Origin of the sequence: Elizabethkingia miricola (genome assembly GCF_001675285.1) — a bacterium.
Classification (GTDB): Bacteria; Bacteroidota; Bacteroidia; order Flavobacteriales; family Weeksellaceae; genus Elizabethkingia; species Elizabethkingia miricola.
In genome coordinates, this window is the sequence record NZ_LSGQ01000030.1 from 224,562 (window position 1) to 245,047 (window position 20,486).

Annotated in this window: 17 protein-coding genes; 13 read left to right on the top strand and 4 right to left on the bottom strand. The window is 36.5% G+C overall.

The window, feature by feature from the left end:
- The first annotated feature begins 30 nt into the window (after positions 1 to 30).
- From ATE49_RS15520 to ATE49_RS15540, 5 genes are all read left to right on the top strand, one after another.
- Entirely contained in the window at positions 31 to 1,350 is a 1,320-nt protein-coding gene (locus ATE49_RS15520) for a UDP-glucose dehydrogenase family protein (RefSeq protein ID WP_065082877.1), read from the top strand.
- A 157-nt stretch (positions 1,351 to 1,507) separates the two neighbouring features.
- Positions 1,508 to 2,170 carry a carbonic anhydrase gene (locus ATE49_RS15525; RefSeq protein ID WP_055348825.1) on the top strand — a complete coding sequence of 221 codons (663 nt, stop codon included), beginning with the start codon at positions 1,508 to 1,510 and terminating at the stop codon, positions 2,168 to 2,170.
- A 106-nt stretch (positions 2,171 to 2,276) separates the two neighbouring features.
- Positions 2,277 to 2,513, top strand: coding sequence for a hypothetical protein (locus ATE49_RS15530; RefSeq protein WP_055348824.1), 237 nt, complete (start codon positions 2,277 to 2,279; stop codon positions 2,511 to 2,513).
- Positions 2,514 to 2,801: 288 nt separating this feature from the next.
- Positions 2,802 to 4,394 (top strand): SulP family inorganic anion transporter, encoded by a 1,593-nt coding sequence (locus ATE49_RS15535; RefSeq protein WP_065082879.1) that lies wholly within the window; start codon positions 2,802 to 2,804, stop codon positions 4,392 to 4,394.
- A 90-nt stretch (positions 4,395 to 4,484) separates the two neighbouring features.
- The gene (locus tag ATE49_RS15540; RefSeq protein ID WP_078793996.1) at positions 4,485 to 5,714 is read left to right on the top strand and encodes a BamA/TamA family outer membrane protein; all 1,230 of its coding nucleotides are present in this window, start codon (positions 4,485 to 4,487) and stop codon (positions 5,712 to 5,714) included.
- Positions 5,715 to 5,718: 4 nt separating this feature from the next.
- On the opposite strand, the gene pth is transcribed toward ATE49_RS15540, so the two are convergent.
- The 4 genes from pth to mfd are packed head-to-tail and all read right to left on the bottom strand — an operon-like array spanning position 5,719 to position 11,194.
- The gene (gene pth / locus ATE49_RS15545; protein ID WP_065082881.1) at positions 5,719 to 6,282 is read right to left on the bottom strand and encodes an aminoacyl-tRNA hydrolase; all 564 of its coding nucleotides are present in this window, start codon (positions 6,280 to 6,282) and stop codon (positions 5,719 to 5,721) included.
- A 26-nt stretch (positions 6,283 to 6,308) separates the two neighbouring features.
- Entirely contained in the window at positions 6,309 to 7,022 is a 714-nt protein-coding gene (locus ATE49_RS15550; RefSeq protein ID WP_065082882.1) for a hypothetical protein, read from the bottom strand.
- 1 nt (position 7,023) lies between these two features.
- The gene (locus ATE49_RS15555; RefSeq protein ID WP_233174296.1) at positions 7,024 to 7,827 is read right to left on the bottom strand and encodes a hypothetical protein; all 804 of its coding nucleotides are present in this window, start codon (positions 7,825 to 7,827) and stop codon (positions 7,024 to 7,026) included.
- A gap of 10 nt (positions 7,828 to 7,837) precedes the next feature.
- Positions 7,838 to 11,194, bottom strand: a complete 3,357-nt coding sequence (gene mfd / locus ATE49_RS15560; protein ID WP_065082883.1) for a transcription-repair coupling factor — start codon at positions 11,192 to 11,194, stop codon at positions 7,838 to 7,840.
- 314 nt (positions 11,195 to 11,508) lie between these two features.
- Between mfd and ATE49_RS15565 the strand changes: the two genes are divergently transcribed.
- From ATE49_RS15565 to nadC, 8 genes are all read left to right on the top strand, one after another.
- A complete protein-coding gene (locus tag ATE49_RS15565; protein ID WP_055348819.1) occupies positions 11,509 to 11,856 on the top strand; it encodes a hypothetical protein in 348 nt (115 codons plus the stop codon).
- Positions 11,857 to 12,080: 224 nt separating this feature from the next.
- Complete coding sequence (locus ATE49_RS15570; protein ID WP_065082884.1) at positions 12,081 to 13,595, top strand: GH3 auxin-responsive promoter family protein; 1,515 nt, start codon at positions 12,081 to 12,083, stop codon at positions 13,593 to 13,595.
- A 37-nt stretch (positions 13,596 to 13,632) separates the two neighbouring features.
- On the top strand, positions 13,633 to 14,868 hold the full coding sequence (locus ATE49_RS15575) for an MFS transporter (RefSeq protein ID WP_059155962.1): 1,236 nt from the start codon (positions 13,633 to 13,635) through the stop codon (positions 14,866 to 14,868).
- Between the two features lie 213 nt (positions 14,869 to 15,081).
- Positions 15,082 to 16,659 carry a replicative DNA helicase gene (gene dnaB, locus ATE49_RS15580; RefSeq protein ID WP_065082885.1) on the top strand — a complete coding sequence of 526 codons (1,578 nt, stop codon included), beginning with the start codon at positions 15,082 to 15,084 and terminating at the stop codon, positions 16,657 to 16,659.
- Positions 16,659 to 17,126: a ribonuclease HI gene (gene rnhA / locus ATE49_RS15585; RefSeq protein ID WP_065082886.1), complete on the top strand. Its 468-nt coding sequence runs from the start codon at positions 16,659 to 16,661 to the stop codon at positions 17,124 to 17,126. Before dnaB ends, rnhA begins: the two co-directional genes overlap by 1 nt.
- A gap of 50 nt (positions 17,127 to 17,176) precedes the next feature.
- Positions 17,177 to 18,754: an L-aspartate oxidase gene (nadB, locus tag ATE49_RS15590; RefSeq protein ID WP_034871675.1), complete on the top strand. Its 1,578-nt coding sequence runs from the start codon at positions 17,177 to 17,179 to the stop codon at positions 18,752 to 18,754.
- Between the two features lies 1 nt (position 18,755).
- The gene (locus tag ATE49_RS15595; RefSeq protein ID WP_065082887.1) at positions 18,756 to 19,595 is read left to right on the top strand and encodes a sulfurtransferase; all 840 of its coding nucleotides are present in this window, start codon (positions 18,756 to 18,758) and stop codon (positions 19,593 to 19,595) included.
- A 1-nt stretch (position 19,596) separates the two neighbouring features.
- Complete coding sequence (gene nadC, locus ATE49_RS15600; protein WP_065082888.1) at positions 19,597 to 20,463, top strand: carboxylating nicotinate-nucleotide diphosphorylase; 867 nt, start codon at positions 19,597 to 19,599, stop codon at positions 20,461 to 20,463.
- The last annotated feature ends 23 nt before the right edge of the window (positions 20,464 to 20,486 follow it).

The window sequence follows — 20,486 nt, forward strand, 5'->3', positions numbered from 1 at the left end:
TTTTGCATATTATCTTTTAAAGACAAAACATTGAATATTACGATAGTTGGAACAGGCTATGTAGGCCTTGTTACCGGAACATGTCTGGCAGAATTGGGAAATTCGGTTTTCTGTGTAGACATTGACGAGAAGAAAGTAGAGGGGATGAAGAACGGAATTGTTCCGATTTATGAACCCAATCTGGAAGAAATGTTTCTGAGAAATATTCAGGCAGAACGTATACACTTTACAACTGAACTTAAGGAAGCTTTAGATCAGTCAGAAATTGTTTTCCTTGCACTTCCAACTCCTCCTGGAGAAGACGGATCAGCAGATCTTTCATACGTTCTTAATGTTTCTGAAAACATTGGCAAACTAATTACCGATTACAAAGTTATCGTAAATAAAAGTACTGTTCCGGTAGGAACTGCAGACAAAGTAAGAGAAACTATTGCAACTTTTGCATCCGTAGAATTTGATGTGGTTTCTAATCCTGAGTTTTTAAGAGAAGGCTATGCTGTTGAAGACTGTATGAATCCTTCCAGAGTTGTTATAGGCACCAGTTCCGAAAGGGCAAAAAACATGATGGCAAACCTGTACGAACCATTCAGCAATATCGGTATTCCTATCATCTATATGGATGAAAAATCTTCCGAACTTACCAAATATGCAGCTAATTCATTTTTAGCCGTAAAAATTACCTTCATGAATGAAATTGCCAATTTCTGTGAAATGGTAGGGGCCGATGTCGACAAAATAAGATTAGGAATGGGATCGGATAACAGAATTGGACATCGTTTCTTATTCCCGGGAATCGGATATGGAGGAAGTTGTTTCCCTAAAGACGTAAAAGCACTGATAAAAAGTGGTAGCGAACAGGGCTTCGATTTCGAAATCTTAAAATCTACCGAAGAAACTAACCAAAAACAAAAAACAATTCTGGTTCCTGCTATCGAGGAGTATTTCAACGGAAGCATACAAGGTAAAAAAATTGCAGTATGGGGATTAGCTTTTAAAGCAAATACCGATGACATCCGTGAAGCTTCTTCTTTAGACAATATCAGTTTATTACTTGAAAAGGGAGCTGAAGTTGTAGCCTTTGACAGCATTGCCGAAGGTAATGTACAAAAGATTCTTGGTGACAAAATTAGCTACGCAAAAGATATGTATTCCGCTCTGGAAGATGCAGATGCCTTACTAATCTGTACTGAATGGCCGGAATTTAAGAACCCGAACTTCGAATTAATAGCAAAAAAATTAAAAAACAAAGCTATATTCGATGGACGTAATATGTTCTCTACTGAGCTACCATCCAAACATGGTTTCTTCTACAAAAGTATTGGACGTAAAACTGTACAATCAGAAAATTAGATAATTATAAAGCAACAATGTATTGTTGCTTTTTTTATGCGAAATACTGACTGATAAAGCGATATCATGTTAAAAAAATATTAAACCTGATAAATTATAGAATTTTTCTATCAGATTTTGCATATTTTTAGCCCCGATAAATTTTAATTTTTTATTTATGTCAAATTCTTATGAACAAATTTTCGAGAACAATCGGAAATGGGTAGAGAGCAAAATCTCTCAGGACCAGGATTTCTTTACAAATCTTGCTGCAACACAAACTCCGGAGTACCTTTACATTGGCTGCTCAGACAGTAGAGCTACTGCTGAAGAACTAATGGGAGCTAAACCAGGAGAAGTATTCGTTACACGTAACATTGCCAACGTTGTAAATACTTTGGACATGAGCTCTACTTCTGTTATTCAGTATGCTGTAGAACATTTAAAAGTAAAGCACATTATCGTATGTGGACACTACAACTGCGGAGGTGTTAAGGCTGCTATGACTCCTCAGGATTTAGGACTTTTAAATCCTTGGTTAAGAAACATTCGTGATGTTTACAGAATTCACCAGGCAGAACTAGATTCTATCGAGGACGAACACAAAAGATACGATCGTCTTGTTGAACTAAACGTTCAGGAGCAGTGTATCAATGTTATCAAAATGGCTTGCGTACAGGAAAGATATATCACTGAAAACTTCCCTATTGTACACGGATGGGTATTCGATTTGAGAACAGGAAAATTAATTGATTTAGAGATTGATTTTGAAAACATCCTGAAAGACATCCAAAAAATCTACGATCTTACCAACTCTGATTGGATGATGCGTAATAAATAATTAACATCAGTGAATTAATTTTTGCATTATTTTTGCATTATAAAGTCTTCATTTTCAGAAAGTGAAATATATAAGTATTATCATATTAGGAGTTTTCCTCAATTTCATGGCATTACCAAGTATTGCCAAGCTAATGGATTGGGATTTACCTACTATGTCACAAAACCTTTCTGAAGAAGAAGTAAAAGTTAAACGAATGAGTGAAGAGCAGTTACACAGCGAGCCTTTGCAAATTCAAAAAATACATTGGGATCACGACCTCGATAAAGCATTTGTCTTTTACGATGACAGTAAGCGCGTAGATCCCCTTCTTATGATATTCTCCCCTCCTCCGGAGATATAATTCCCTTCACAGCTTTTTACACAAAGCCATTTTATCTAAAATTTAATTTTCTTTTTATTGATTTATTGAGAATCGATCTTCATATCATTATTTTTCAAGCGAAAAAAAACTAACCCATGAATTCTCAAATTTTTCAATAAAAGTATACTTGTATTCAGTTCAGGTATAATGTATCAGTTATTTCAATATCCAAAGTATTGAAACAATCTCTGGTTCAACATATTCTATATGCTGGCAAATATTTTATGATTTTACATAAGATGTTAATCCATCATTAAAATCAATATTATGAAACAAAATAAAACCAATATATTCAGCGACGCTAAACCCAATTTTGCATCAGGTCTGGTTGTTTTTCTTGTCGCTCTTCCTCTTTGTTTAGGTATTGCTTTAGCCTCCGGAGCGCCCCCGTTATCAGGTATTATTGCCGGAATTATCGGTGGGATTGTAGTCGGATTCCTAAGCACATCTAACATTAGTGTAACCGGTCCTGCAGCAGGCCTCACAGCTATTATCCTGGCTTCAGTGACCGAATTAGGAGCATTTGACTTATTTCTTTGCGCCGGAATTATTGCCGGAGCTACTCAACTAATTCTAGGTTTCCTAAAAGCCGGAAGTATTTCCAACTATATTCCTACAGCCGTTATCGAAGGAATGCTTGCCGGAATCGGAATTATTATTATTCTCACACAGTTGCCTCACGCCTTAGGTTTTGACAAGGACTATGAAGGAAAACAAACTTTATTCGACAACGGGTTCAATTTGATTCCATATATCAATGAAATTGCTTCAGCAATTCATCCCGGAGCGATATTAATATTTGCTATTTCAATAGCTATTTTGATTATATGGGACAAAATACCAGTTCTCAAAAAAATAAAAATGCTTCCTGCAGCACTTGTTGCAGTAGTAACAGGAATTGTGATTAATCAACTGTTTACTTCTTCCGGAAGCTCTTTAGCTGTAACCACAGATCATCTGGTAAAGCTTCCTGTACCCAAATCAGCTGAAGATTTTAAAGCTTTGATCACTTTCCCAAACTTCACGGGATTTGCAATGCCAGCAGTATGGGTAACAGGCATTACTATTGCGATTGTAGCCTCTATTGAGACTCTTCTCTGTATTGAAGCTTCGGACAGAATGGATTATAAAAAAAGAATTACAGATACCAATCAAGAGCTCCGTGCACAAGGGATAGGTAACCTTATCAGTTCATTTATTGGTGGATTACCTATGACATCGGTAGTTGTAAGAAGTTCAGCAAATGCCAATGCAGGTGCTACCACCAAATTATCAGCCATAATCCACGGTGTACTGTTATTAGTTTGTGTACTAAGTATCCCGGCTGTTCTGAATATGATTCCGTTAGCAACCCTTGCTGCAGTTCTTATCCTTGTAGGATATAAACTGGCAAAACCTGCAACAATAAAGCACTTTTGGGATAAAGGAAAATATCAGTTTATTCCATTTATAGCAACTATGCTTGCTGTTGTTTTCACAGACCTGTTAAAAGGCGTAGCTCTTGGTTTAGTAATCAGTATTATTTTCATCCTTCTTGGAAACATGAAACGTGCTTACTACCTAAGCCGCGAAGAACTGGAGGATGCAGATGCTATTACAATTGAACTTGCTGAGGAAGTATCTTTCCTGAATAAAGCAGCAATCAAAAAGACCCTGAAGAATATCCAGCCAGGATCGCAGGTAACAATTAACGGAAAACGCACATCTTACATTGCAACTGATGTTCTTGATCTTATTCAGGAATTCGCAAATATTACGGCGAAAGAAAATAATATATCCGTAAATCTGGTTGGCTTCCGAACAAATTATGATAAGTCAAAAGAATCTCATGTTATAGTAAACCATAAAAGAGTTATTTAAGCCCTCCATATTTACATATATTCTATAAATTTATTTTTTTCTAAAAAGAAATTTAAATTTTGTGTAATATTACCAACAAAAGTTTTGGAGGTGATAAGAATATTTATCTTTTTTCTATTTTGTGCACCTTTTTTCGGAGGTGCACAAAATGTTTCTGTTGCTAATAAGCCTGACACGCTGGTACGGCCTCATGAAGTTGAACAAAAAGATGTTCAGGATATAATTAGAAAAATATTTCACAAAAATAAAAAAGAAGATACAACAACCGTAAAAAAATTTAACTGGGCTATCCTTCCTGCTGCCGGCTATACTCTGCAGACAGGATTCGCCGGTGTAGTGAGTGCTAATATCGGATTTTATGAAAGCAGGCTACCTGACCAGAAAATTTCAACAATTAATACCAGCTATACCTATTCGCAACACAAACAGAGTATCCTTCCCCTTTACATCAACATTTGGACAAAAAACAATAAGATTAATCTTATTAGTGATTTCAAATATCTGAATTATCCCTCTGAAGTTTACGGTTTAGGAGGTAAAAAAGTTTCTGTAGACGCAAATTCCAATACAGGTTATACCGTTAATTTCCAATCGATAAAATTGCATCAGTCAATAATGTTCACCATCGGGAAAAATCTATATGCTGGTGGTGGGATCTTTTACGACCAATTCTGGAATATTAAAGTATCTGATACTTTGGGAAAACACGTTACACATCTTTTAAACAGGGATCTAAAGACAGCCGAACGTGCATCTGGCATAGCTTTAAAGTTTCTTTATGACAACAGATTAAACCAAATTAACCCCAAAAATGGTGAATACATAAGTATCACTTATCGTCCCAATTTCACGTTCATAGGAAGTGATTCTAATTGGGCCTCTATACAGGTAGATGCACGAAAATATATACGATTTCCTGCCAATTCGCAAAACACATTGGCTTTTTGGGGATTTGCATGGTTAACAGCCAGCAAACAACCTCCACCTTATCTGATGTTGCCCAGTACAGCCTGGGACGACCAGTACAATACCGGACGGGGATATATCCAAAGCCGCTTCAGAGGAAAAAATATGTTCTACTATGAAAACGAATATCGATTCGCCATTACTCGTAATGGGCTTATTGGAGGAGTAATCTTTGGCAATATGGAAGCCTTCTCAGCCGAGCTTTCTTCTGAGTTTAAAAAGCCACAAATAGGTTATGGTGCAGGTATACGTATCAAACTAAACAAACACAGTGACACTAATCTTTGTATCGATTATGGATTTGGCCAGGGAAATTCACGTGGCTTTTTTGTTAATTTGGGAGAAGTATTCTAAAAATTTATTTCCCGTTGAAACCAGACATTGTATTCTGTATTCCTGCAAATACAAAAGATAGTGCTGCCTGAGAAAATTTATCAATCCTTTCCTGCAGTTTTTCTTTTTCTTCTTCACTCCATCCTCCCAAAACATAATCTACCTGTTGCCCATCTTTAAAATCTGCAGAAATTCCGAAACGAAGACGTGTATACTGACCTGTATTCAGTACAGCCTCAATATTGCGCAACCCGTTATGCCCGCCATGGCTCCCTTTCATTTTCATCCTTAACGTTCCAAAAGGCAACGCTAAATCATCGGTAATAACCAATAAATTTTCTAATGGAATATTTTCTTTCTGCATCCAGTAGCGTACGGCATTTCCACTAAGATTCATATAAGTATCCGGTTTTAGGACAAAGACTTTTCTTCCTTTATATTTTCCTTCAGCCATCCACCCAAAATTGGTGGTATTAAATGGTGCATCTATAGCTTCCGCAATCTTTTCAGCAACTTTAAAACCTATATTATGTCTTGTTTCTTTATATTCATCGCCTTTATTACCAAGGCCTACAATTAAGTATTTCATTGTTTTTATTTAAATGATCAATCTCCTCAAGGAGTCACAGATATAACCTCCTTATTGGAGTCATTTCTATGATAAAAAAGGATAATGATAAATTCTTCATGCTCCGTACCCAAGCGAGTAAATTTACTAAGCAAAATCCCTTTTTCTTCAATTAATTTATATATTTCATCATCTTTAGATGTTCCAAATCTTCTCAGAACTCTTATTTTTTCAATTTTATCTGGATCATCAGCTGTTCTTATCTTCAAAACTGCAAAATCACTTTTAGCATTCAATCCTCTATAACTTTCCACTAAAGCATTTTCTTTATCATCAAATAAAATCATTGCTCCTTCTTCACTAAAGTTTTTTTTCGATAAATAACTTATGACTTTTTTCTCTTTTTTTATTTCTAACTTACTATTATCACCAATTTCCACTTTTCGGGTACAGGCATTTACTTTATATTTTCCCTGATGAAAATTTAAATAGATAAGAAATTTTTCTCCCTTTTTGAAACGTATTCCACAAGAAGAAGCTACGTCTGCATAGAATCCTTCTGGCACATTTCCTTTATACTTTTTAAGAGATTTTATTTTCACAAAAGCATCTCCATTAATAGGGTCTGCTACATTTACAATCTCAATTTCACCAACAAACTTAGCCCATTTATAATACGTATATATTCCCTGCATACCACAGCGACAAGCGTAACTCCATCCAGAAAGCAGCACTAAAAAAAGTAATACGTATTTTTTCATATTACAAAATAAAATCACTTATGATACTTGTTTGATTCTTCTTTCTTTTAGGATAATAATAGAGGAAAAAAATCTTTTTTTCTATCGTTACAGAAACTTCATCGGAAGATCGATTCTTTACTTTATAAGATTCCATTAAGTTTTCTAACAGCTTACTATCCAAATAATTATTTCCAAATCCTCTTATAATCTTTCCGTTAGTAATACTACCTTCCGCATTATTTTCTATTTCAAAAACAGCAAATTTATTTTTAGCATCTATATTATTAAATTGATCAAAGCGGCTATAATCTCCTTTTTGTCTATTTTTTTTAACTACTTCATAGTTATTCAATAATTCTGAAGAAATTTTATTCTTTTCTACAAAATCTAATGTTTCTTTTACTCTATTATATTGATCCCAATAAACCCCTTTTCTAATATAATGTGGATTACAAATTCCTATTGTATACTTTCCTGTTTTAAGGTTCGCAAAAACAATATAATTCTCACCTGGTATAACCTGAAAACTACAACTTGTCATACTCCCACTTCTAACAGATTTTTCTCCTATTTTTTTCCAAAGGCTCCCATCTACAAATAACTGTTTAACATTTCTGCCTTTATATAGCTTGTTAATCTTAATATTGGCAATATAGTATTGTTTATCATATCCTTTAGGAGCAATATCAGTATCGGTTATTGTAATATTTGCAATAAAGTCATAATCATTAAACTGATCTACAGGATTAGGAATTATCATACAAACACATGCATAACTCCATCCGGACAGAAATACTAAAAAGAATAAGATTAACTTTTTCATCATAAGAAATTTAAGCCAATATACTATTTAGCAATGTATTAACCTCATCCACATTTGTTATTTTATCTTTACGCATCATTAACTGATTACCTTCTGGTGAATGTTTTTCTTTAAGTTGGGCATGTTGAGGATTGGATCCAAGATATTGAATAATCTTTTTAAATCTGTCGCTTTGATAAAACTTATCTTGTGGATTACCCGGAAAATACCCAAGGAAAATACCGTTTTTCATCACTATCTTATCAAAACCTATATCCGCTGCCAACCATTTCAGTTCAATACTCTTCAGTAAGTTAATCGCTTCTTTTGGCAATGCTCCAAAACGGTCATTCAACTCATATTCGAAACGACTAAGCTCTACAGCGTTCCTTACATCCGCCAGTTTTTGATATAACAACAATCGCTCTTCCGTACTATTTACATAATCATCCGGAAGCATCAGTTCTAAATCTGTATCAATATTCACATCTTTAACAGAGTTGAAAAGTTTTTTGCGCTCTTCTTCATTTTGGAAAAGGCCTTCCATATCTTCATCCTTCAGTTCTTCCAGAGCTTCCTGCATAATTTTCTGATAGGTATCGAAGCCCATTTCATTGATAAAGCCACTCTGATCTCCCCCTAACAAATCTCCGGCGCCACGGATTTCCAAGTCCTTCATCGCAATATGGAAGCCACTACCCAAATCTGAAAACTGTTCAATAGCTTCCAGACGCTTACGGGAGTCTGAAGAAACCAAATCCATTGGTGGTGTAATAAGATAACAAAATGCTTTTCTGTTACTACGCCCCACACGTCCACGCATCTGGTGCAAATCTGCCATACCGAAACGCTGAGCATCATTAATGAAAATTGTATTGGCATTAGGTACATCAAGTCCACTCTCCACAATCGTTGTAGAAACCAGTACATCGTATTTACCTTCCATAAAATCCATCATATTTGCCTCCAATTGCTTACCATCCATCTGCCCGTGCCCTGTAATAACTCGAGCATCCGGAACCAATCTCTGGATAAGACCTGCAATTTCTTTAAGGTTTTCTATTCTGTTGTTAATGAAATAAACCTGACCATCTCTTTGTAATTCGTAACTAATAGCATCTCTCAGAATTTCTTCGTTGAAGCCTACCAATTTGGTATCTACAGGCTGACGGTTAGGCGGTGGTGTTTTAATAACTGACAGATCTCTTGCAGCCATTAAAGAAAATTGTAATGTTCTCGGAATAGGTGTTGCCGTAAGCGTTAGTGTATCAATATTGGTTTTCATAGTCTTCAGCTTATCTTTTATCGCTACGCCGAATTTATGCTCTTCATCAATAATCAGTAATCCCAGGTCTTTAAACTTTACGCTGGCACCTACCAATTGATGTGTACCAATTACAATATCTATCTTACCAGAAACCAACCCTTCCAGTGTTTCTTTCTTTTGTTTTGCCGTTCTGAAGCGGTTAAGATAAGAAACCTCTACAGGGAAATCTTTAAGTCTTTCTTTAAAACTTCTGTAATGCTGAAATGCCAGAATCGTTGTAGGAACCAAAAGTGCTACCTGTTTTCCGTCTACAGCTGCTTTGAAGGCTGCACGGATAGCAACTTCTGTTTTTCCAAATCCTACATCTCCACAAATCAAACGATCCATAACCGTATCTGCCTGCATATCGGCTTTCACATCCATTGTCGCTTTCTCCTGATCCGGAGTATCTTCATAAATAAAGGATGCTTCCAACTCATTCTGCATATACCCGTCTGGTGAATAAGCAAAGCCTTTTGCACTCTTCCTTTGAGCATAAAGCTTAATCAGATCAAATGCAATTTGTTTAACCCTCGCTTTGGTTTTCTGCTTCAGGGACTTCCATGCAGAAGATCCTAACTTACTCAATACAATATCTTTTCCGTCTGGCCCGTTATACTTTGATATTTTATGAAGTGCATGTATGCTTACATACAATAAATCACCATTTTTATAAGACAATTTAAAACACTCCTGAACTTTACCGTTATTATTAACCTTTACCAGTCCCATAAATTTTCCTATACCATGATCAATATGGGTAATATAATCTCCAACTTTCAGAGACATCAGATCTTTTAAGGTAAGTTGCTCACTTTTGGCAAAAGCGTTTTTCGCTTTATATCGCTGGTATCTGTCGAATATCTGGTGATCGGTATAAACCGATATTTTATTTTCATTGTCTACAAAACCTTCGTGCAGCTCGGAAGCAAAACTTTTAAACGGGATATTCTTTTCAAGCTCTTCAAAAATGCTTTCCAGACGATCCTTTTGTTTTTCGGAAGAGAATGAAATCCATGCATCATAGCCTTTTTCCAATTTATCTTCCAGATCCTGAATCAGCCATTCAAAGTTTTTATTAAAAACTGGCTGCTGGGTGAGTTTCAGCTGAATTTCAGCTCGTGAAGATTTTAATACTTCTGAAGTAAAGTCTGCCCATACAAAATGGTTTATTTCATTCAGAAACTCTTCTTCTGATACAAAAATAGCTTTAGGTTCACTGTATTTAATATCCTGATGCAGGGTTTTATATACTTCCTGTGCTTTTTCATAAAACTCGCGAATGTGCTTTACTCCCAAAAATGCATTTCGGGTAAACATGACGGTTTCTTTAGGTAAAATTCCCAATAAAGACGTTTTGGAAGTATCACCTGATATATCCTGAATAGCAGATACCAGCTGAAATTCTTCCACTTTTTCCTGTGTTAGCTGACTTTCTATGTCGAAAGTACGAATACTGTCTACTTCGTTTCCAAAGAAACTTATACGAAAAGGGAACTCATACGCATAAGAAAACACATCTATAATACCACCACGAACAGAAAATTCACCAGGCTCTGATACAAAATCTGTCCTGTTGAACTTATAATGGTTTAGTAATTCATCTATAAAATCAAAATCAAGTTGTTCTCCGACTTTTATGGTATGTGAAAACTTTCCAAACTCTTCCTTCTTAATTACCTTTTCCGAAAGTGCTGCCGCGTAAGCTACAATTACTTTGGGTGTTTTAGACGAATTCAACTGATTGATAACCTCTGTCCTCAATACTCTATTCGCATTCTGAGTTTTTTCTATCTGATAAGGCTCCAGAAAAGTCGCCGGAAAATACAATACATGCTCTTTCCCACAAAGTTCTTCCAGTTCTGCCGTAGTGTATAAAGCATCTTCTTTATCATCCAGAATTACCAGCACAGGCTGATGAAACGACACAAAGTATTCTGCAGCAAGTAAGCTCAAAGAAGAGCCTGCAGCACCTTTTATACTAATCTTTTGCTTTTCACGCAGTGTATCGAACATTTCTTTACCCCATTGTTTCTTTAACAAATCGGGCAGCAGCGTATTTTTTATAGAAGTTAATTGCACTTGGTATCAAATTTCATTTAAACGACGAAAAACGGATTCAGTACTTCCTGAAACCGTTATCAAACTGCAAATTTACAAATAATATAGTTATTCTATAACAGATAATTGAAAATGAGGCTATAAGCCAATATATCCTGTTACAGAACCAGAAAACCTGCTATTATAGCCTTATCCCATTTAAGCCCGTTTTAAACTGTGATAAAGTTTTGTTAAATTAATTGTCACCGTAATTTTTAGCACGCAAGTTGATAGTTTTTTAGTGTAACTTCACAGAAGTAAAAATTTAAATTACACATACAAAAAACCATTAAAAAATGAAAAATCTATTATCAGCATTATCTCTGGCTTTAGGACTAGGATTTGCAACTGCTCAGACCACTACACCACGTCAGACTACACCTGTTACACCGGTAAAAAAAGAAGTTAAATCTTCAGTAAAAGAGGTTAAATCAACTGCAAAAGACACCAAGACTACAGCGGTAAAAGAGACAAAAGCGACTTCTAAAGACGCTAAAGGAGCAGTGAAGGAAGTAAAATCTACAACAACTACACAAGGTGTAAAGCTAAAAAAAGACGGAACTCCTGACAAAAGATACAAATCTTCACAACATCTTAAAAAAGACGGAACTCCTGATATGAGATATAAAGAAAACAAAAAGTAATAATAATCAATCCAAATTCTCTATAAAGCAGCTTAGCATTAGTGCTAAGCTGCTTTTTTTGTTCATCTATCAAACTTCAATTCTGTCCTGCCTGACATATCTTCACACCATTGTCAAACAGAATTCAAAATAGACACTTGTCTTTCCAATAGAAAATATCTTCCGATCATTCTCAATTTTACAACGTTGGTTTCAAGTGGAATTACGTAATTTTGCTCACGATTATGTTGGACATCTTAAAGAAAGCTGTTGCCAAAATCTGGGCAAAGCAATATGTAAAATCATCGGAAAAGTTCACCCGAAATGCAGTTTCTGACCAGGAAGGCTTATTAAAAGACCTGATCTCAAAAGCTGAAAACACAAAATTCGGAAAAGAGCATGACTTTGGAAGCATCCGCAATATTCAGGATTTTCAGGAAAAAGTTCCTTTAGCTGATTATGAGGATCTGAAAAATTATATTGAAGAAATAAAAGAAGGGAAAAAGGATATCTTGTGGCCAGGACAGCCAGAATACTTTGCAAAAACATCCGGAACAACATCCGGCAGCAAATATATCCCGATTTCCAAGGAAGGAATGCCTTATCAGGTTGACGCTGCCAGAAGTGCACTATTTTTCTATATTGTAAAGAGAGACAATGCTGATTTTGTAAATGGAAAAATGATTTTCTTACAGGGATCTCCTGAACTTACAGATTTGCATGGAATAAAAACAGGCCGCCTTTCCGGAATTGTAGCCCATCACATTCCAAATTACCTGCAAAAAAACAGACTGCCAAGCTGGGAAACCAATACAATAGAAGACTGGGAAACTAAAGTTGATAAAATTATTGCCGAAACGGAAAAAGAAAATATGACACTTATTTCCGGTATACCACCTTGGCTAATTATGTATTTTGAAAAACTTACAGAAAAATCCGGCAAAAAAATAAAAGAAATATTCCCAAATCTTCAGCTTATTGTTACCGGCGGGGTCAATTACGAACCCTATCGGGAAAAGATGAACAGCCTCTTAGGCGGTACTGTAGATATTGTCCAAACATTTCCGGCATCAGAGGGATTCTTTGCATATCAGAATAATTATAAAGAAGACGGGCTTCTTCTATTAACCAATCATGGTATATTTTACGAGTTCATTCCTCAGGAAGATCTTGGAAAAGAAAAACCAAGAAGGTTAACCCTTGGAGAAATAGAACTTCATAAAGATTATGCCCTTGTCATTACAACTAATTCCGGGCTTTGGGCTTATATGATTGGTGATATGATAAGATTTATTTCTAAAGATCCATATAAAATTCTGGTAAGCGGAAGAACCAAACATTTCACTTCAGCATTTGGTGAGCATGTTATTGCCTATGAAGTAGAAGAAGCTATGAAAGAGACTATTTTAAAACATCCGGCACAAATTTCCGAATTTCATTTGGCTCCACAGGTAAATCCGGAAAATGGACTCCCATATCATGAATGGTTTATAGAATTTGAAAAAGAGCCTGAGAATATGGAAGCGTTCCGACAAAGCCTGGATTTAGCATTAAGAAATAAAAATACTTATTACAACGATTTGATTACAGGTAATATTCTCCAGACACTTGTTATATCCCGATTGAGAAAAGACAGCTTCCTGGAATATGCAAAATCACAAGGTAAACTGGGGGGGCAGAATAAGATTCCGCGTTTAGCAAATAACCGTGATATTGCAGACTTCTTTCATCAGCCAGATTTAAATCTCATTATACAATAATTAATAAAACTAACTTCCTCTATATTTTCACTATATTATGATATCACTGGCTCCCCTCCAAACACTAAGAAATACTGAATACAGAAGTCTTCTTATTGGACGGTTCTTTCTGATCATTGCTTTCCGAATGCTTGCAACCTTACTTGGCTGGTGGGTATATCACTTAACCAAAGATCCTTTCTCTATTGGACTTATTGGTTTATCCGAAGTAATCCCCGCTGTTGGCTGTGCCTTATACGCCGGACACATTATAGATATGAGTGAAAAGAAAAAGTTATTACTAATCTGTAACTATGCTTATTTTTTCCTTTTATGTTGTTTATTAATACCGGCATTCTGGGGTCATAGACTTAGCTTTAGCAACCATCAGATCACTTATTATATCTATGGCATTATTTTCCTTTCCGGAATCTGCAGGGCATTTTTATCGCCTTTAGTTCCTGCTCTAATTCCTAATATTGTTAAAAGAGAAGAACTACCAAATGCCATTACACTTAATCAGGCAACATTTCTTACAGCATCAGTATCAGGTCATGCACTGGGAGGCTTTTTAATTGCATGGCTGGGAATCAGCGGTACTCTTGTCGTTATATTATGCTTTTTATTTATCGGATCATTATTTTTCTGGACACTGAACAAACACAGATCTGAATACGAAGGACAAGAGGTAAATGTCTGGGAAAGTATGCGTGAAGGTGTTGTTTACATCTATAAAACGAAAGAAATTCTCGGTGCTCTTACACTCGATCTTTTTGCAGTTTTATTTGGAGGTGCTGTAGCAATGATCCCTGTTTATGCTACAGATATTCTAAAAGTTGGCTCCGAAGGATTTGGACTACTAAATGCGGCATCAGATATTGGTTCCATGTGTATTATTATTACACTATCATTTATACAGCTTAAAAAGAATCAGGGGAAAATCCTTATTGCTGCCGTAAGTGGATTTGGGCTTTGCATTATAGGTTTCGGATTGTCTCATTTATATTGGCTGTCTTTTGGATTCCTTGTTCTAAGCGGTATGTTGGATGGCATTAGTGTTGTAATCCGTGGTACTATTGTTCAGTTAAAAACTCCAGACAAAATCCGCGGCCGAGTATTGAGTGTCAATACCATATTTATTACTTCCAGTAATGAGCTTGGCCAGTTTGAAAGTGGTCTTGCGGCAAAAATGATGGGCGTAATACGTTCTGTTGTTTTTGGTGGCAGCATGACGCTTTTGGTAGCATTAATGGTAGGAACATTTGCGCCAAAACTCCGTAAAATGGAATATTAACACCAATCATATAAGCTGCAATAGCTCTGTAGAACAATCAAAACTATTGCAACTCATATAAGACATAATAAATATGATGTACAGAACATTAACGCATAATATTTATATTTCTTAACACGATTTTTTCCTAATTTAGAGGAGAAATCGTTACTTAAAATTTATTTGTGAATAAAGCAATTATGCTTTTAGTTTTTTAAAATTTATCTTTGCCACATGGCTCAAAAGGAAACATTATCATCATTAACGCAAGGGAATTTTGCCAAGGAATTATCTATTTCACAAGGTAAAATGCCTCCTAATGCAGTGGAATTTGAAAAGCTGGTTATCGGAACTTTTCTCATAGACAAGAAGGCTTTAGACTTTTCTATAGACCTTCTCACCGAGAAGGTTTTTTATGATCCCCGCCATCAGGAAATCTATTCTGCTATTCTGAAGTTATATCAGGACAACCATCCTGTAGATATGATGACCGTTATTCAGGAACTGAAACGTGAAGACAGATTAAATCTGGCGGGTGGAGACTCTTACATCATAGAGCTTACCCTTGGAGTATCTTCTTCTGCACATATAGAATATCATGTAAGAATTGTTCTGGAAAAATTCATTCTGAGATCCCTTATCAATGTATCCGGAAATGTTATAGACCAGTCTTACAAAGAATCTACCGATGTATTCGAACTTTTAGATGAAGCTGAAAAAAGCTTCTTCGAGATTACTAATGGTACGATTAAAAAAGGTTTTGACACGGCGAACTCCTTAGTAAAGGAAGCTTTGGACAAAGTAAAATCTTTAAGAGGAAAACAGGGACTTTCAGGTGTTCCTTCTGGATTTAAGGCTGTAGACAAAGAGACAGGAGGCTGGCAACCGTCCGACCTTATTATTATCGCAGCACGTCCGGCGATGGGGAAAACCGCATTCATTCTGTCAATGGCCAGAAATATTGCTGTAGACCAAAATATACCTCTTGCCTTGTTCTCTCTGGAGATGGCATCAGTACAGTTAATTATGAGGATGATATCCTCTGAAACCGGAATTTCTTCGGAAAAACTAAGAAAAGGAACGTTAACCGATGAAGAGTGGGAAAGACTTTTTAGTAACGTTTCCAATCTGGAGAAGGCTCCTCTTTATATCGATGAAACACCTGCTCTTTCGATATTCGACTTTAGAGCGAAATGCCGTCGATTGGTTATGCAGCATGGTGTACGGATTATCATGGTCGACTATCTTCAGCTGATGACAGCTCAAAGTGGAAAAGGTGGCGGAAACCGTGAACAGGAAATCTCAACCATTTCCCGTTCCCTTAAAGCGATTGCAAAAGAATTAAATGTACCGGTTATCGCTCTTTCTCAGTTATCGCGTTCCGTAGAAAACAGACCCGGCAAAAGACCTCAGCTATCTGACCTTAGGGAATCCGGGGCTATTGAGCAGGATGCGGATATCGTATCCTTTATTTACCGTCCGGAATATTATAAAATTGAATATTGGGAAGATGAAACGCCTTCCGCAAATCAAGCCGAATTAATTATTGCAAAACACAGAAATGGTACAACAGAAGATGTCCGTTTAGCATTCCATGGTTCTATGGCAAGATTCGGAGATTTAGGTGAAGACACTTTCGGCGGCGGTATGGGAAGCCCTTCGCAGGTCAATAATGACAATTTCTATGATAAGATAAAGACTACCATGGATCCAGGTTCTGCATTTGGTATGTCTCCTACTCCACCAAGCAGTAACAAAGTTTCAGGTTCGGCAATGAATGATGATGATGAAGATGAAATGATGCCTTTCTAATGAAAATAGACATCTATACAGACGGAGCATGCAGTGGTAATCCCGGAAAGGGCGGATACGGAATCGTAATGAAGGTTGTTGAAAAGAAATATGAAAAACAATTTTCTGAAGGTTTTCGTCTAACAACCAACAATCGTATGGAGCTTTTAGCTGTTATCGTTGCATTGGAAAAGCTCAACACTCCACAAAATAATGTCCACATCTACACCGATTCCAAATATGTTTCGGATGCTATCAATCAGAACTGGATATTCGGATGGATTAAAAAAGATTTCAAAAAAGTAAAGAATGATGATCTTTGGCGCAGATTCATCCCATTAATGAGGATGCACAAGCTCCAATTCCACTGGATAAAAGGACATGCCGGACACCCGGAAAATGAACGCTGTGATCAGTTAGCTGTAAAAGCAACTCAATCTCAGCAATTATCTGTTGATGTTGTCTTCGAACAGCTACAAAATTCGTAAGTTTATACTTTATTAACGAGAAGGAATATAGACTTCAAATTTTATAAGCTATGATTAAAGCGGATGTTTTAGTTATTGGTTCCGGAATATCAGGCCTGTCTTATGCTATTAAGATTGCAGAGACGCTGCCGGATGCACAAATTACTATTGTCACCAAGTCGGATGAAGATGAAAGCAATACCAAATATGCACAAGGCGGACTAGCCGTTGTCACTGATTTTTCAAAAGATAATTTCGAAAAACACATAGAAGACACCATGCGTGCCGGAGACGGGGAAAACAAACGCAATGTTGTCGAAATGGTAGTAAAGGAAGGTCCACACCGCTTCAGAGAACTTGTAGAATGGGGAACCCGTTTTGATAAAGAAAAAGACGGTGACTTCAAACTGGGAAGAGAGGGGGGACATACCGAAAACAGAATTGTTCACCATAAGGACATTACTGGTTTCGAAATTGAGCGAGCACTTCTGGAAACCGTTAATAAGCTTCCAAATATTGAAGTTCTGGATCACCATTATGTGATCGACTTACTTACTCAGCACCATGTTCCCGGCAAGGAACTGAATCATGATAACATCCATTGTTACGGTGCTTATATTCTGGATCAGAAAAATAAAAAAATAAAGAAAATTACGGCCAAGATCACCCTTGTTGCTACAGGAGGTGCCGGGCATGTTTATAAAAATACTACAAATCCAATTATTGCAACCGGAGACGGAATTGCCTTTGTTCACCGCGCACGTGGCAAAGTATCCAATATGCAGTATTACCAATTCCACCCTACTGCTATGTTTTCAAAAAGAAGCGGCATGCTGTTTTTGATCTCGGAAGCTGTACGTGGTGATGGTGCAAAGCTGAGGACTAAAGACGGTCAGCCCTTTATGCAAAAATATGATGAACGTGAAGAATTAGCTTCGCGTGACATTGTAGCCAGAGCTATAGATAATGAAATGAAAATTTCCGGAGACGACTACGTTGGCTTAGATTGCCGCCACATGGATCAGGAAAAATTCAAAGAACATTTCCCTAATATTTATAAGAAATGTCTTGAAGAAGGTATAGATCCTTTCGAGCAGCTTATTCCCGTTGTACCTGCCTGTCATTATTTAATGGGGGGGATAGATGTGGATATAGACGGACAGTCTTCCATTAAGAATCTTTTTGCTGTAGGCGAATGTACCAATTCAGGATTACACGGAGCCAATCGATTAGCTTCCAACTCTTTGCTGGAAGGTTTAGTATTCGGACATGAAGCTGCCGTAAAAACAGTAGAATTGCTGAAACAGAATGAATTTAATTTCAATGATCTAAAAGCTATTCCTGAATGGAATCAGGAAGGAATGAAGCTAATGGATGAAATGGTAATGGTCTCTTATTTCAGAAAACAGTTACAGGAAATGATGAGTGATCTTGTAGGAATTGTAAGAAGCAATTCCCGCTTAAAAATAGCACAGCAGAAACAGAGAGAAATTTATGAAGCTGTAACAGCTCTTTATAATAATTCTATTCTTTCACCACAGCTATCTGAACTTAGAAATCTTGTGAATGTTTCCTATTTAATTATCAAACATTCCATGGAAATGAAGGAAAATAAAGGTGCCTTTTTTAATAAAGATTTAGTAAAATAAAATGAATTCTATTATTAATTCTGATGAACTAGCTAGCATCCTGCACTATCCGGAGCTCATCATCATCCATGCTGGAAACAATGCTAAGAATATATATGATAACGGACATATAACTAATGCCTATTATCTGGAACTAAGCACTGATATGTCTGATATTCCCCAGGATTATAAAAACGGAGGCCGCCATCCGCTTCCCCAAATAGAAAATTTCATAAAAGTACTGCAGGAAACTGGTATCGAAAAAGACTCTCATATTGTTATATATGATGATAAAAACGCATCGAACGCTGCTGCCCGGTTATGGTGGATGCTTCGTTCTGCGGAACTTGAGAAGGTACAGGTACTGAACGGAGGCTTGCAGGCAGCTATCAGCAATGCTATTCCTATCACAACAGAGGCTTCACCGGAAAGGACGCCTGGAAATTATACTTTTACAGAATGGCAACTACCCATTGCTGATATTCAGGAAGCTGAAGCATTTACCCAACAGGATAAAACCCTGATTATTGATGTTAGAGAAACACCTCGTTACAATGGAGAAACAGAACCTATAGATATCATTGCAGGACATATTCCAACAGCAAAGAACTACCCTTTTGCCAACAATCTTAATTCGGACGGAACGTATAAAGATCCGGAGGAGTTAAAACAATATTTTACAAAAATATTAGAAGGTTATGAACCTGGAAATATTATGGTACATTGCGGCTCTGGTGTTACAGCCTGCCACACATTATTGGCAATAGACTATGCCGGACTCAATATTCCAAAACTTTATGTAGGTTCCTGGAGTGAATGGTCCAGAAACGATAAACCGATTGAAACAACAAGAACAATATAAAATGAACCGTCCAAGTTATATTACAGACAAAGCACTAAATACTTTTATTAAAAATGCTCTGGCAGAAGATCTTCAGAAAGGAGATCATTCTACCCTGGCAACTATTCCTGCTACATTACAACAGTCTGCAAAATTATTGGTAAAAGAAGATTGTATTCTTGCAGGTGTTGAACTGGCAAAATACATCTTTAAATATTATGATAAAGATCTTACTGTCGATGTCAAAATTAAAGATGGTGAACAAGCCAAAGTTGGTGATGTCGCATTTATTGTAACCGGTTCAGCTCAATCTATATTGTCTACAGAAAGATTTGTACTAAACTGTATGCAGCGCATGAGTGGTATTGCAACTCTTACTCATGATTGGGATTCCCGATTGGTAGGAACCAAAACCAAACTTTTGGATACCCGTAAGACTACACCTAATTTCCGTTTGTGCGAAAAATGGGCAGTAGCTATTGGTGGCGGAACCAATCACAGATTTGGGTTATATGATATGATTATGCTGAAAGATAATCACATTGATTACAATGGCAGTATTTCCAATGCTGTAAAAATGGCCAGAGAATATGTAGAAAAAAATAAACTCAATCTGAAAATTGAAGTTGAAACCAGAAACCTAAAAGAGGTTCAGGAAGCTATCAATACTCCGGGAATAGACCGTATTATGCTGGACAATATGGACAACGAAACCATGACAGAAGCAGTAATTCTCATTAACAAAATTTGTGAAACTGAGGCTTCCGGCAATGTTACAAGGGAAAGACTTAAAGATATTGCAAAAACTGGTGTAGACTATATCTCAGTAGGTGCATTAACCCATTCCGCGAAAAATATTGATCTGAGTCTCAAGGCATTGAAAATTTAACATTTTGTTAAACTACGTTAAAA